Here is a 13,091-nt window from a genome sequence, read left to right on the forward strand (position 1 = left end):
GCGAGACAGATGGAACGCAGTCTGGGTGAGGCCACAACCGCGGCCGAGCGCGATCTGGAAGCGGCGATCAGCCGCGTGTCGCCATGGCAGGGTCATCGCCTGCGCTATCGGTCCGTGAGCGGCGGCATCAACAATGCCAATTGGCGGGTCTGGGTCGATGACGATCCAGCCACCTTTTTCGTCAAGATCCCCGGCAAGGGCACGGAGATGTTCGTCGACCGCGCGGTTGCAATGCATGCCAGCCGTCAGGCAGCCGATCTTGGCATAGGGCCGCGCGTCTATGATTTTCTGGCGGCCGACGGAATCGAGATCAGCGACTTCGTCGAAACCCGGCGGTCCTGCACCCATGCCGATTTCCGTAATCTGACCCTATCCCGCACCGCGATCGATTGCTATCGCACCCTGCATGGCGGTGCCATGCTGAGCCAAACCAAGACGGTCTTTGATAGGATCGACGAGACCCACGAACAGGTGCGCATGCTCGGCGGCTGGCAGCCGCCCGATTTCTTAAAATTGGATCATCAATATCGGCGCGCCCGCGCGGCATTGGAGGCGTCTGGCCTCGACCTTGTGCCTTGCTTTAACGATCCGATGGCGGGCAATTTTATGACGGATGATGCCGGCACCATCATGATGATCGACTATGAATTCGCTTCCAACAACGACCGCTGCTACGACCTCGGCGTCTGGTTCGCGGAGATGTTCTTCGACGAGCCGACCGAGCGCGCCCTGATCGCGCATTATTTTGGCCGCGCCGATCCCGCCATCGTCGCGCGTGTGACGGTGCATCAGGCGCTCGCCGATCTCACATGGGCGGCATGGTCCATGGTCCAGCTAAAAATGTCTGTTCTGGACTTCGACTTCTTCAAATACGGCGTTTGGAGATACCGGCGGGCGCGCGCAGTTCTGGATGATCCGCGCTGGGATGGCTGGCTAAAGGCGGTCTGAACCGGGATGCGTTAAGTCTGAAGCGCTCTGCACACACCCCGTCATGCTCGGCGAAGGCCGAGCATCCACGCCTTCCTTGCGGGACGAAGGCAAGGCGTGGATGGCATGCCTTCGCATGCCATGACCAATGACTTGGTCGTTGAGCCGACTTAAACGCATCGTGCTCTACCTTAACGGATTGCCTGCAAAGAGGCTCAGCCGGAGCGGAAGGCCGATTTCGGCAGCATCATGTGAATGCCCTTATGCACATCGACCAACTGCGTCACCTTCAGGTCGCCGATCAGGCTGCACAGCATATAGGCCTGGTTGCGGCTGAGATTGGTTCGCTGGCACAGTTCGCGCACCATTTCCCGCACCGCTTGCTTTGCGGCGTCATCGAGATCTTCGTCGATGCCGATAGAAATGAGATGCGTGGGGCTTTCTGCGAAGGGACCTGTGAGGGAGAGATCCTTGCGCACTGTGAGGCGGAAGGTGCCGGTCAATCCGGTTTCCAGTGCCGTGACACTTACTTCGCCATCACCCTGCATGCCGTGGCCGTCACCGACCGAGAATAGGGCGCCGTCATTGAACACCGGCAGATAGAGCGTCGTGCCGGCGATCAGCGCCTTGTTGTCCATGTTGCCGCCGAAGGCGCGGGGAATGACGGTGCTCTGCCGGCCCCAAGCGGGTGGCGGCGCCACGGCCATGATGCCGAAAAAGGGCTCCAGCGGAAGCGCCATGCCCCAGGGCAGATGGGCCATGTTCGTGCTCGCATCGATATCGATGATGATGCGCTCGTAATCGGTGAATTCGTCGGGCAGCGTACCGAGCAGGGGCAGCACGGCGCAGAATCCCCAATCCTGGTTTGGCTTGATGTCGAGAATGTCGATTTGCAAGACGTCGCCAACCTCGGCACCGCGTATATAAACCGGACCGTTCACCGGATGAGGGCCGGGCCCACGCACTGCCGTATCGAGCAGCAGGCGATGATCGGCGCGGACGCGTGTGCCATCGGCCGGCAGGTCCGGAAAATCACCGGCCGGCAGGGTATCGACGGAGACTGTGTCACCGGAGTCGATTGTCAGGACGGCAGGCCGGGTGGCATCGAAGAAGCCCCAGGCTATGGTGTCGATCGTTGTCGGCAGATGGTGATGCTGAGCCATGGTCGTTTCCTCGTGTTCGGATCGAAAGACGTTACTCTTCCTTTATCCCATTCTCCGGCACGCCTTGCTCATTGCCATAGTATTTATAGGGCAGGAACTTGCCGGACATCGTCATTTGAACACGGTCGCCCTTGGCGTTCGGCAGACGCTCGATGTTAAGATCGAAGTCGATCGCGGACATGATGCCGTCGCCGAACTCCTCCTCGATCAGGGCCTTCCAAGCTGGCCCATTGACCATCACCATTTCATAGAATCGGTAGAGCAAGGGATCGGTCGGCGGCATCGGCATGCCGCGCATCGGCACCTCGGTCAGCATGCGCTGCTCGATGACCGACAATCCGAACAGCGTGCCGGCTGTCTCGGCCAGGGCTTTCGGCAGGCGCATCTGCCCGAGCAAGGCGCCGACGACCAGGACCGGCGACAGACCGCCGATTTGCTCGGTGATGTATGTCCAGGTCCAGTCGCGCTCACGCTTAATGTCGAGGAGCTTTTCGGTGAGGTTTTCCCGTTTCATGGCGATCTCCTGCTTCGTGGTCCATGATGGACCGGCTTGAAGCGGGGGGAAAGCGCATGACCGTCAGGTCACGGGGGCGGGCGTGTCACCGACACGGACAATCGCCCCCTGGCTCCCGGAGTAGGACTCGAACCTACGACCGAGCGATTAACAGTCGCTTGCTCTACCAACTGAGCTATCCGGGACCATTGGGCGGCGCACCCTATAGCCGAGGCCGTTCAGGCACGCAACGCCAGCCGGGCGCCATGCCGCCTTCTCGTCGGGCGGCAGCCATGCTAACTCTCCGCCCGCGTGCGAGAGTGGCGGAACGGTAGACGCAGTCGACTCAAAATCGACCGGCGCAAGTCATGGGGGTTCGAATCCCCCCTCTCGCACCAATTCCAGCAAGGCCACGCGGCCCAATTCGGCCTTCCCGCGGCCGCTTGCATCTTTTGCATGGCGCCGTTCATCATAAATCAAGCATGGAACGCGCCTTCAAGGCCCAGGGATCACGATGCAACTCTTCAAATGCCAGAACTGCGGGCAATTGCTCTATTTCGAAAATACGCGATGCGAGACCTGCGGCGCCCCCCTGGGCTATGAGCCCTTCGGCGCCACGCTCACCGCATTGCGGGACAATGGGGACACCTGGCTGCCCATGGCAGGCGCTGAGCAGCCCTATCGCTTCTGTGCCAATGCCAAATACGATGTCTGCAATTGGCTGATCCCGGCCGAAAGTCCCGACCAATTCTGCACGGCCTGCCGGCATAACCGCACCATCCCCGATTTGTCGGACAGGGAGCATCGTCTCGCTTGGCGCAAGCTCGAATACGCCAAACACCGGCTGTTCTATCAGCTTCTCAAGCTCCGTCTGCCGACCCCCACCAATGCCGAACTGCCCGGCCACGGGCTGGTGTTCGACTTTCTGGAACAGCCGCCGCAGGCCGGCGCCGCCAAGGTCATGACCGGGCATGACGATGGGGTCATTACCCTCAACCTCCAGGAAGCCGATGACGTGGCGCGCGAGCGGCTGCGGGCCCAGATGCATGAGCCCTACCGCACCTTGCTGGGTCATTTTCGGCACGAAATCGGCCATTTCTACTGGGACATTCTGGTGCGGGACGGCGGCAAGCTAGATCAATGCCGCGTCGTCTTCGGCGATGACTCGGAGGATTATAACGGGGCCCTACAGCGCCATTATCGGGACGGCGCGCCAGCCAACTGGCAGGGCAACTTCATCTCTCAATACGCGACGACCCATCCCTGGGAAGATTTCGCGGAAACCTGGGCCCATTACCTGCATATCATCGACACGTTAGAGACGGCGGCGGCCTTCCGGCTGGGGGTCCATCCCACCAATGCAGAGGAGCCGGCGCTGCATGCCGACATCACCCTCAACGCATACGGGGAAGGCAAGGTAGAGGGGCTGATCGACGCCTGGCTGCCTCTGACCTTTGCGGTGAACAGCCTGAACCGCAGCATGGGCATCGGCGACCTTTATCCCTTTATCCTGAGCGAGGCGGTGATCCGCAAAATGGGCTTCATCCACGACCTGGTGCATGACACGCTGCCGGATGATCGCGCCGCCTAAGGCGAAATTCACGGACTTCGAAGTGCCGGCCTCCGCTATTTCAATGCTGCCGGCTGCGATACGGCGGGAAGGCTCGGCGAGGATCACGACCCGCAGACGCATTTGATTCCACTGACGATCGACGCGGCGCTGGGGCGGCGACCGCCACTCAGCATATTTGGATCGGAGTATGAAACGCCAGACGGCACCTGCATTCGCGACTATGTTCATGTCACGGATTTGGCGGATGCCCATGTGCGGGTCATCGACCAGCTCGACCATCGCAGCGTACGGTACAATCTCGGGACGGGCCGTGGCTATTCCGTGATGGAAATCATCGAATCCGTCGGCCGGATCGCCGGGCGGCCGGTCCCCACCATTATGTCCGCAGGCCGGCTCGGCGATCCGGCGATACTGATCGCGGGCGCGGACCGGCTTCGCGCGGACACCGGTTGGGCGCCGAACTTCACGGATCGCGATGCTATCGTGGAAAGTGCCTTCCGCTGGCGCGAAAGCCACCCGCACGGCTATGGCGACACAATGCTGGTTCCTGGCTGAAACAGCCACAGTGGGCGGCGGCGATCCTTAGGCGCTTTATCTTAGGAGGCCTGCCTTTACCCATGCCGCAACGTGCGTAGCTCAAAGGAACGCTGCGGTTAGGGAGGATCGCCTTGTGTTGGGCCGCCCTGCCCAAACTGGAGGAATGGCCTCTCCCGTGAGTTCCGGCAAAATGTCGTCGTGCGGCGCGTTCAGCAAGCGTCCGCTACGAATATCATCTATACGTCCTATCGCTTTGTTAACGGCGGTAGGAACCGGCCTCGATCGAACCGAGATCGGCGCGGCTGAAACCAAGCTCGCTCAACTCACGGTCTGAAAACATAGACAGTTCGCGTGCGACCTGACGGCGCTCAAGCCGCTCGGCCCGGCCGGCGGCAAAGGCATCGCGCCGGTGATTGATGGCGCGCAGGAAGACGGTGAAGCCGAGGAAATCGATCGCCGCTGCGGGTGCGGTGCGGTCGGCCTGAATCTCGGGGTAGTCCGCGAAAGACACCATGATAAGTGCTCCTCTGGGTTATGCTGCGGCGCACCATAGCAATGAACCTTGAGAGAGTCTACGAAATAGCGACACGTATTCGCTGTAACGAAGTGTTCATCTTTGCTGGATTTTCTGCAGGAAACCGGGCTTGCGCGGCAAGGCGGAGCGATTAGCTTGGCCGCTATGCGCAAAAAGCCAGCGCATTATGGGGGATTGTCATGGCGACCGACGCGGCAAACGGATCAGCTGACATCGACGCTTATCTCGCGATGGCCCGCGCGCACGGGGAAACCGCGGACACGCGCGACTGGGTCGGTGACCTTGAAGACATCGCCCGCGTCGCCTGGCGGCTCATGACGGAGGACCAGAAGGCGGCCTTCCGCCTGGACCCCGAAATTCTGGCTCTGGCCGAAGCCACGGCAGATTTTGCCGATGAGCAAAACGCGGATTTTTGAATGCCGCGAAAGTGATGGGAGAGCCCTGCTCCACGCAGAGCGACATGCCCCTGACAAGCATGGACCAAGAACCTACATAGGCTCCATCAACTATGAGGACCTTCATGATGACGAAAGCATTTCAGCCGAATACTGCAGTGATCCGCTCGGCATTCGCGGCAGTCTTACTGGGCGTTGCCGTACTCAGCCTGTCGGCATGCAATACCGTCAACGGTGCGGGCAAGGACCTGTCGAACGCCGGCACCGCGACGGGCAGTGCGGTGAGCAATACGGCGACCGACGTTCAGCAGAAACTCTAAGTCTGAACGACTGGAAAAGCGGTCCCGGGGCAACCCGGGGCCGCTTTTTTTATGGCATCAGTCCCTGGGTGCGCACGAGCCGGGCATAGATGCCGTCCTGCGCCAAAAGCTCGGCATGCGTGCCGCTTTCCATGGCGCGGCCATCCGCCATCACCACCACCAGATCGGCGTCGCGCACGGTCGAGAGGCGATGGGCAACGATGACGGTGGTGCGGCCTGTCCGGAGCCGGGACAGCGCGGATTGAACGGCGGCCTCACTCTCCGCGTCCAGCGCACTGGTCGCCTCGTCCAGCAAGAGAATGCGGGGATCGCGCAGGAAGGCGCGGGCGAGTGCGACCCTCTGGCGCTGACCGCCGGACAAGCGACCGCCGCTATGCCCGACTTGCGTGTCTTCCCCGTCCGGCAGGGCGCCGATAAAGCCCGCCGCCGCCGCAGCTTCCGCCGCCGCCGCAATGTCGGCCGCCGTAGAGTCAGGGCGGCCCATGCGGATATTGGCGGCGACTGTATCGTCAAACAGCAGGGAATCCTGCCCGACATAGGCAATGGCGTCCCGCAGGCTGGCAAGGCTGACCTGACGGATATCGACGCCGTCGACTTCGATGGCGCCGCGCAAGACTTCGTATAGGCGCGGAATCAGCGCCAGCGCCGTGGATTTGCCGCCGCCGGAGGCGCCGACCAAGGCGATCGTCTGTCCAGGTCGGGCTTCGAAGGACAGGCCCTGAAGTCCGGGTCGTCCATCGGGATAGTTGAAGGCGACGTCCTTGAAGCACAGCGCGCCTGGGCCGGGCGGCAGGGTGCCGACGCCCGGCTTGTCGATGATGCCAGGGGGCTCGTCGATCACGGCGAAGGACCGCGCGAGGCCGGCCAAGCCTTCCTGCACCGCTGCATTGAGAGAGCCGAGGGCGCGCAGCGGCCGTGAGGCGAGCATCAGCGCTGCGACGAAGCCCGAGAAATTGCCGAGCGTGGCGGCACCCGCTGCCGCGCGCCAACCGGCGAAGCCGATGACCAGGGCGACCGTCACGCCGCCCAGCACTTCCAGCACGGGATCGACCCGCGCGCGCGACCGCACCATGCGGAGCAGCGCCCGATACAGCTGGGCGAAAACCGCCTCGGCCCGACGGCGCTCTGCCTCCTCCAGCCGATAGGCGCGAATGGTGCGGCTTTGGGAGAAGCTCTCGTTGAGCATCATCGCCGTTTCGCCCATGCGTTCCTGCATGCTGCCGGAGGCGCGGCGGACGCGTTTGCCGATGCGCTGCATGGGCACGGCTGCGAGCGGATACAGCGCCAGCGCCAGCAGGCTGAGCAGCCAATCCATATAGACCATGGAGCAGACGAGGCCGACCACTGTCATGGCATCCGATACGCCATTGACGGCGCGTGTCAGTGCCTCCCGGATCGTCGCCGCATCGGTCGTGAAGCGGGCAGCGAGCTGGGCCGGCGCCTCCCGCTCCATGCGTTCGAGGTCGGAATCCATCAAATGGCCGAACATGCGGATTTGCAAATCGCGGATGACGACCAGGACCAGGTTCTGCGTCGCAACCGACTGACCGTATTGCACCGCCGCCTTGAAGCCGGTGACGATCAGAACCTGGATCGGGATCTGATAGAGGATGCGCCGGTCCTTGCGCACGAACATGTCGAAGGCCTGGTCGATGACCGCCGGGTAGAGGGCGGTGGTGCCGGCCACCAGCAGAGTCAGGATACCCACGACGATCAGCCGACCCTTATAGTCGCGCAAATGCTCGCGCCACAGGCGGGAGACCAGGGCGCGCGTCGATTCGTCCGTCGGGATGGGAGCTCTCATCACGGGCGCGTGTATCAAGAAGATGGTCGGCCGACCACCCTCGCCAGTTCCGTGCGGCAGGCGTCCGCGTCATCGGGGCAGCCCTGTGCCAGCCACCACTCCCGCACGATGCGCAAAGCCTCACCGATAGCAGGTCCGGGCGGCAGGCCGAGGGACAGGGCATCGGCCCCTTTCAGGGGAAAGATCGGCGCCTCGATCGCGGCGAGATGGTCGCGAAACAGCGGCCCGCCCACGACCGGCTCATGCCGCAGGAAGGATCGGCCCGTGAGCAGGTCCTCCGGGATATCGGCCAAGGCGCGGCGCAGCGTCACCCCATCCGCGTCCGGCGCCGGCAAAGGGCCGTCCAGCAGGGCGAGGAGCCGTTCCCGCTCGGCGTTCGACAGCTTCAGCCGCGCCGCCGTCTCGGCCGCCACGCCGCGACCGGGCAGCAGGGCCGCTAGCCGCAAGACCGGTTCCGCCGGCGCCTTCGCGGCGACAAGCCGATCAATGGTGGCGAGCGTCTCGTCACTCCCCGGCAGCAGGACGGGCAGCACAGCGAGATCGGACATCAGGCCCAGGATCGGCGCGGGGTCCGGCACGGCAAGGATTTTAGACAGTTCCGACCACAGCCTCTCGGCGGACAGACCGATGAGTTTCGGTGCTCCATCGCTCAGGGCGCGCGCCGTTTTCACATCCGGCAGACGCCGGGCATAGCGCGCCTGGAACCGGAAGAAGCGGAGGATGCGCAAATAGTCCTCGGCGATCCGCGCGGCCGCCTCGCCGACAAAGCGCAGCCGGCCTTCCGCCAGATCCGTGCAGCCGCCGAAATAGTCGTGCAGGGTGCCGTCGGCGGCCATGGACATGGCGTTGATCGTGAAGTCGCGCCGTGCGGCGTCCGCCGTCCAGTCATCGGTAAAGGCGACCACGGCATGGCGACCATCGGTTTCGACATCACGACGCAGCGTGGTGACTTCGATCGTCGCGCCGTGCAGGGCGGCGGTGATCGTACCATGGGCGATGCCGGTCGGGATGGCCCGGATGCCGGCGGCGCCGAGGGCCGCCGTCACCTCATTCGGTGTCAGAGGCGTGGCGATATCCACATCCCGCACGGGCAGTCCGGCGAGCAGATCGCGCACCGCACCGCCGACGATGCGGGCTTCGCCCAGGGCCGCCAGAACGTCTTGGACGCCGGGCAGCACGAGCACGGATGAGGGATCGAGACGCTCCATGCCGAAGGCCTAACGAAGAACCCGTCGCTTGGCCATTTCTGCCCCGCCGATTAATCCTTTACTGACGGGTTTGGTCGATAGAGGTGGCCTTTCCCTCGGAGCGCGTCCTGATGAGCATGCCAATTGCGGATACCCTTCGTGCGATGGCGGGCAAGCGCATCCTTGTTGTGGGCGATGTGATGCTTGACCGCTTCGTCTATGGCCGCACCGAGCGGGTGTCGCCCGAAGCGCCGTCGTTGGTCCTGGCGGCGGATCGGCAGGAGCAGATGCTGGGCGGTGCCGCCAATGTCGCGGTCAACGTCGTGGCTCTGGGCGGGCAGTGCCATCTCATCGGCCTCTGCGGCACGGATGACATCGCGCGAGAGCTGGCGGCGGAGATCGCCCAATTCCCGGGCATCCTGTCGGACCTGACGCCCGACCCCGCGCGCATGACGACGCTCAAGGTCCGCATGGTCAATCCGCAATACAATACGCATCTGCTGCGGCTGGACTGGGAAGTCACGACGGCCGCCGAAGGCGCGGTCTTGGCGGAGATGAGCCGCCGAGCGGTGGCGGCGGTGGCCTGTGCTGATGTCGTCATCCTGTCCGATTACCTCAAAGGCGTGTTGCAGCCGGCCTTGATCGCGGCGGTGACCGCCGCCGCCGCCGTGCGGGGCGTGCCCGTGGTGGTCGATCCCAAAGGGGGTGACTTTGGCCGCTATCGGGGGGCGACCGTCATTGCCCCCAATCTGCATGAGGTTTCCTCGGCGATTGGCCGGACGGTTGGACAGGATGATGCGGAGGTGGCGATCGCCGCGGCCGAGATCACGGCCCGTTCCGGCGTCGCGGCCATCGTCGTCAAGCGCAGCCAGGCCGGCGTGCAACTGGTCGAGGCCGGGCAGACCACGGCGCGCTTCCCCACGCTGGCGCGGCACGTAACGGATGTGTCGGGTGCCGGCGATACCTTGGTCGCCGCTTTTGGCATGGCGCTGGCGGCCGGCGCCTCCCTCGGGAACGCGACGCGCATCGCCAATGCGGCAGCGGGCATTGCCGTTGGCAAGAAGGGCACCGCCTCCGCCACGCCGGCGGAACTTGCGGAAACGCTTCTGCATCGGCGGGAGCATCGCATCTCGCCCAAGATCTTTACCGACGAAACCGCACTTCAGGCGCGGGTGCGGGCCTGGCAGCGGGATGGGTTTTCGGTCGGCTTCACCAATGGCTGCTTCGACCTGCTCCATCCTGGCCATGTCTTCGTCCTGACCGAGGCGCGTAACCGCGTCGATCGGCTGGTGTTGGCGCTCAACACCGATGCCTCCGTCCGCACGCTGAAGGGCCCCAGCCGGCCGGTGCAGAACGAGACGGCGCGCCTGACGGTGGCCGCCGCCTTGGAAGCGGTGGATGCCGTCATCCTCTTCGATACCGAGACGCCGCTCGACCTGATCGTCGCGCTGCGGCCGAACGTGCTGTTCAAGGGCGGCGACTATCGGCCCGAGACGGTGGTCGGTCGTGACGCGGTCGAGGCCTATGGCGGCCGGGTCGAGCTGATCGACTACCTGCCTAATACCAGCACCACCCTGATGATCCAGCGCATGGGCCTCTCTGCCGTAGCCTCCGAGGGGGGCATCGGCACGGGTAGTGTCGTTCCGGCGCTGACGTGATGACCGCCGCCGTTCAAGCCGCCACCGATCGCGCCATGGCCTGGCTGCGGGATCAGGCCTGGCCCCTTTGGCTTGCGCGCGGCATCGATCGCCGCACCGGCGCGCCGACCGGATTCCACGAGCATCTGACGCTGGACGCCCATGATTGCGCGGCGGAATTCCGCCGGCTGCGCGTCGTCACCCGCCAGATCATGGTCTTCAGTGAGGCGATGGCCGCCGGCCTGCCCGGCGCGGAGGACGCCGTGACACTGGGCCTCGGCTATTTGCGCCGCCATGCCTTCGATGCGGCGGGCGGCTACCACTGGCGCTTCGATCTCACCGGCTGCGTCATCGACCCCAGGCGCGACCTCTATGACCATGCCTTCGTGCTGCTGGCCCTGGCCAGCGCCATGCGCGCCATGCCAAGCCCGCTCCTGCGGGAGGAGGCGATGGTGCTGGACGCTTACTTGCACGACGTCTTTCCCCATCCCGAAGGTGGCTATGGGGAGAGCATTCCCGCCAGTCTTCCTCGGCGGCAGAATCCGCATATGCATCTGCTGGAGGCCTGCCTCGCCGCGGCCGAGGTCTTCGGTGACGATCCCTTTCTCGACCGTGCGGATGGGATCGTGGACCTGTTCCTCATCCGAATGTTCCAGGCCGAGGAGGGCGCGCTGCCGGAATATTTCGATGACGCCCTGGTGCCGCATCGCGAGGCCGGCCGCTTCGTGACCGAGCCCGGGCATCACTGCGAATGGGCCTGCCTGCTCGATTGGCATGCGAAGCGCCGCGCGGCGGCCGGGCGGCCGCCGATGCCGGGCAGTGCGGCGGCCATCCCCCGGCTGCTGCGCTTCGTCGATCGCCACGGCCTTCATCCCGAGACGGGCGCCGTGGTCGATGAGTTGTGGAGTGACGGCGCGATGCGGACCAGCAGCCAGCGCCTGTGGCCGCAGACCGAGCGGCTGAAGGCCGAGATCCTGCGTCCTGATGCGACGGAGAGCCTCGTCCTGGAGGCCTATGGCGTGCTGGACTCCTACATCACCCCGGCACCCCCGGGGCTTTGGCTGGAGCGACGCGGCGCGGACGGCAGTTTCCTGCGCGACCCAGCGCCCGCCAGCAGCCTGTATCACCTGACGACGGCGATTATCCTCGCGCACCAGACCCTGTCTGAGAGATCCCAAGCATGATCGTGGTCACTGGCGGGGCCGGTTTCATCGGTTCCAACATCGTCGCCGCGCTGAACGAGGCGGGCCGCTGGGATGTCGTCGTCTGCGACTCCCTCGGTGCGGAGGGCAAATGGCTCAACCTGCGCAAGCGCACGGTGCAGGACGTGGTTCCCCCGTCGGATCTCATGGCCTGGCTGGAAGGCCGCCATGATATCGAGGCGATCGTCCATATGGGCGCCAATGCCTCGACCCTGGCGTTCGACGCGGATGAGGTGATCGAGAGCAATTTCCGCTTTTCGCGGCGCTTGCTGGACTGGTGCACCGCGCGCGGCGTGAAGTTCATCTACGCCTCCTCGGCCGCGACCTATGGGGACGGCGCGCGGGGCTTTGACGACGATATCGCGCTGTCTCATCTCCAGACGCTGCGGCCGCTCAATCTGTATGGCTGGAGCAAGCATCTCTTCGACCAGGTGGTCGCGACGCGGCTGGAGGCGGGGCAGGCTTTGCCGCCACTCTGCATCGGGCTGAAATTCTTTAACGTTTTCGGACCGAACGAATACCACAAGGGTCCGATGATGAGCTTGGTCTCGAAGTATTTCGGGGCGATCCGGCGGGGGGAGACCATCGACCTGTTCCGCAGCTATCGGCCCGACTATGCGGACGGCGAGCAGGTGCGTGATTTCGTCTATGTAACGGATATCACCGACGTGGTCCTGTGGCTGCTTGACCAGAGTGCGGGTGTGCGGCTGCTCAACCTGGGGTCGGGCCGGGCGCGCAGCTTCCTCGACCTGGTGGGGTCGATCTTCGATACGCTTAGTCTGGAGCGGAAGGTGCAGTTCGTGGACATGCCGGAGGCGATGCGCCGGCGCTACCAGTATTTCACGCAGTCAGACGGCACGCGTCTGCGCGCTGCCGGATACAATCGACCGGGCATGGCTCTCGAAGCAGCGGTGGGTCATTTCGTGACGACCCATCTCGATACCGAGGATCCGTATCGCTGAGCCAACACGGCCCTCACGTAACTAAGTGTTACACAGGGCTGTTGTGATCTTGACGATCGATACGCAGACCTCACGTCCACGTCCGTCAAAAGTCGCCAAGATCTTCAGGTCTTCGTCGTCTTTGGGCAGTAACGGATGGGGACAGTATTTTGAAGACCAAGTTTCATTTTCTGAGAGCCGCCGCGCTGTCGATCGTTTTTGTTGGGGCCGCCCTTGGTTCGATCAATGCGGCCAGTGCGCAGTATTATTACCATCACCACCATTTCCATCACCGCCATTGGGTGAAGGATCATAACCACCCGCGTGGCTACTGGAACTACAACTAACGCCAGACCTCTTAGATCGATTGCGGGTAG

13 protein-coding genes, 2 tRNA genes and 1 pseudogene are annotated in these 13,091 nt (G+C 63.9%); 10 read left to right on the forward strand and 6 right to left on the reverse strand.

Annotated features, from left to right (window positions below; genetic code table 11):
* The first annotated feature begins 9 nt into the window (after nucleotides 1–9).
* On the forward strand, nucleotides 10–948 hold the full coding sequence (locus QP803_RS00290; protein ID WP_284945692.1) for a choline/ethanolamine kinase family protein: 939 nt from the start codon (nucleotides 10–12) through the stop codon (nucleotides 946–948).
* A 194-nt stretch (nucleotides 949–1,142) separates the two neighbouring features.
* Here the strand turns inward: QP803_RS00290 and QP803_RS00295 are convergent, their stop codons facing one another.
* The 3 genes from QP803_RS00295 to QP803_RS00305 all read right to left on the reverse strand — a co-directional run bounded on the left by QP803_RS00295 (nucleotide 1,143) and on the right by QP803_RS00305 (nucleotide 2,789).
* A complete protein-coding gene (locus QP803_RS00295) occupies nucleotides 1,143–2,090 on the reverse strand; it encodes an acetamidase/formamidase family protein (RefSeq protein ID WP_284945693.1) in 948 nt (315 codons plus the stop codon).
* Nucleotides 2,091–2,121: 31 nt separating this feature from the next.
* Nucleotides 2,122–2,604, reverse strand: a complete 483-nt coding sequence (gene cynS / locus QP803_RS00300; RefSeq protein WP_284945694.1) for a cyanase — start codon at nucleotides 2,602–2,604, stop codon at nucleotides 2,122–2,124.
* A gap of 109 nt (nucleotides 2,605–2,713) precedes the next feature.
* Nucleotides 2,714–2,789 (reverse strand) — tRNA-Asn (locus tag QP803_RS00305).
* Nucleotides 2,790–2,897: 108 nt separating this feature from the next.
* Here QP803_RS00305 and QP803_RS00310 point away from each other — a divergent pair.
* The 3 genes and pseudogenes from QP803_RS00310 to QP803_RS00320 all read left to right on the forward strand — a co-directional run.
* Nucleotides 2,898–2,981: transfer RNA gene (locus QP803_RS00310), tRNA-Leu, on the forward strand.
* A 116-nt stretch (nucleotides 2,982–3,097) separates the two neighbouring features.
* Nucleotides 3,098–4,174 carry a zinc-binding metallopeptidase family protein gene (locus QP803_RS00315; RefSeq protein WP_284945695.1) on the forward strand — a complete coding sequence of 359 codons (1,077 nt, stop codon included), beginning with the start codon at nucleotides 3,098–3,100 and terminating at the stop codon, nucleotides 4,172–4,174.
* A gap of 3 nt (nucleotides 4,175–4,177) precedes the next feature.
* Nucleotides 4,178–4,711: pseudogene (locus QP803_RS00320) on the forward strand (NAD-dependent epimerase/dehydratase family protein); the annotation flags it as partial.
* A 238-nt stretch (nucleotides 4,712–4,949) separates the two neighbouring features.
* Here the strand turns inward: QP803_RS00320 and QP803_RS00325 are convergent.
* The gene (locus tag QP803_RS00325; protein ID WP_284945696.1) at nucleotides 4,950–5,207 is read right to left on the reverse strand and encodes a DUF1127 domain-containing protein; all 258 of its coding nucleotides are present in this window, start codon (nucleotides 5,205–5,207) and stop codon (nucleotides 4,950–4,952) included.
* 200 nt (nucleotides 5,208–5,407) lie between these two features.
* Here QP803_RS00325 and QP803_RS00330 point away from each other — a divergent pair, with 200 nt between their 5' ends.
* Both QP803_RS00330 and QP803_RS00335 read left to right on the forward strand, forming a co-directional pair.
* A complete protein-coding gene (locus QP803_RS00330; protein ID WP_284945697.1) occupies nucleotides 5,408–5,644 on the forward strand; it encodes a hypothetical protein in 237 nt (78 codons plus the stop codon).
* Between the two features lie 107 nt (nucleotides 5,645–5,751).
* Nucleotides 5,752–5,943, forward strand: coding sequence for an entericidin (locus QP803_RS00335; RefSeq protein WP_284945698.1), 192 nt, complete (start codon nucleotides 5,752–5,754; stop codon nucleotides 5,941–5,943).
* A gap of 49 nt (nucleotides 5,944–5,992) precedes the next feature.
* Here the strand turns inward: QP803_RS00335 and QP803_RS00340 are convergent, their stop codons facing one another.
* Both QP803_RS00340 and QP803_RS00345 read right to left on the reverse strand, forming a co-directional pair.
* Nucleotides 5,993–7,747, reverse strand: a complete 1,755-nt coding sequence (locus QP803_RS00340; protein ID WP_284945699.1) for an ABC transporter ATP-binding protein — start codon at nucleotides 7,745–7,747, stop codon at nucleotides 5,993–5,995.
* Nucleotides 7,748–7,761: 14 nt separating this feature from the next.
* Nucleotides 7,762–8,955 carry a CCA tRNA nucleotidyltransferase gene (locus QP803_RS00345; RefSeq protein WP_284945700.1) on the reverse strand — a complete coding sequence of 398 codons (1,194 nt, stop codon included), beginning with the start codon at nucleotides 8,953–8,955 and terminating at the stop codon, nucleotides 7,762–7,764.
* A 110-nt stretch (nucleotides 8,956–9,065) separates the two neighbouring features.
* Between QP803_RS00345 and QP803_RS00350 the strand changes: the two genes are divergently transcribed.
* The 4 genes from QP803_RS00350 (at nucleotide 9,066) to QP803_RS00365 (ending at nucleotide 13,061) form a co-directional block, all read left to right on the forward strand.
* Nucleotides 9,066–10,592: a PfkB family carbohydrate kinase gene (locus QP803_RS00350; protein ID WP_284945701.1), complete on the forward strand. Its 1,527-nt coding sequence runs from the start codon at nucleotides 9,066–9,068 to the stop codon at nucleotides 10,590–10,592.
* Entirely contained in the window at nucleotides 10,592–11,755 is a 1,164-nt protein-coding gene (locus tag QP803_RS00355) for an AGE family epimerase/isomerase (RefSeq protein WP_284945702.1), read from the forward strand. Before QP803_RS00350 ends, QP803_RS00355 begins: the two co-directional genes overlap by 1 nt.
* Nucleotides 11,752–12,735, forward strand: a complete 984-nt coding sequence (gene rfaD / locus QP803_RS00360) for an ADP-glyceromanno-heptose 6-epimerase (RefSeq protein WP_284945703.1) — start codon at nucleotides 11,752–11,754, stop codon at nucleotides 12,733–12,735. The genes QP803_RS00355 and rfaD overlap by 4 nt, the downstream gene beginning before the upstream one ends.
* Nucleotides 12,736–12,884: 149 nt before the next feature.
* Nucleotides 12,885–13,061: a hypothetical protein gene (locus QP803_RS00365; RefSeq protein WP_284945704.1), complete on the forward strand. Its 177-nt coding sequence runs from the start codon at nucleotides 12,885–12,887 to the stop codon at nucleotides 13,059–13,061.
* Nucleotides 13,062–13,091 lie beyond the last annotated feature (30 nt).

Source organism: Acidisoma sp. PAMC 29798, assembly GCF_030252425.1.
Taxonomy (GTDB): Bacteria; Pseudomonadota; Alphaproteobacteria; order Acetobacterales; family Acetobacteraceae; genus Acidisoma; species Acidisoma cladoniae.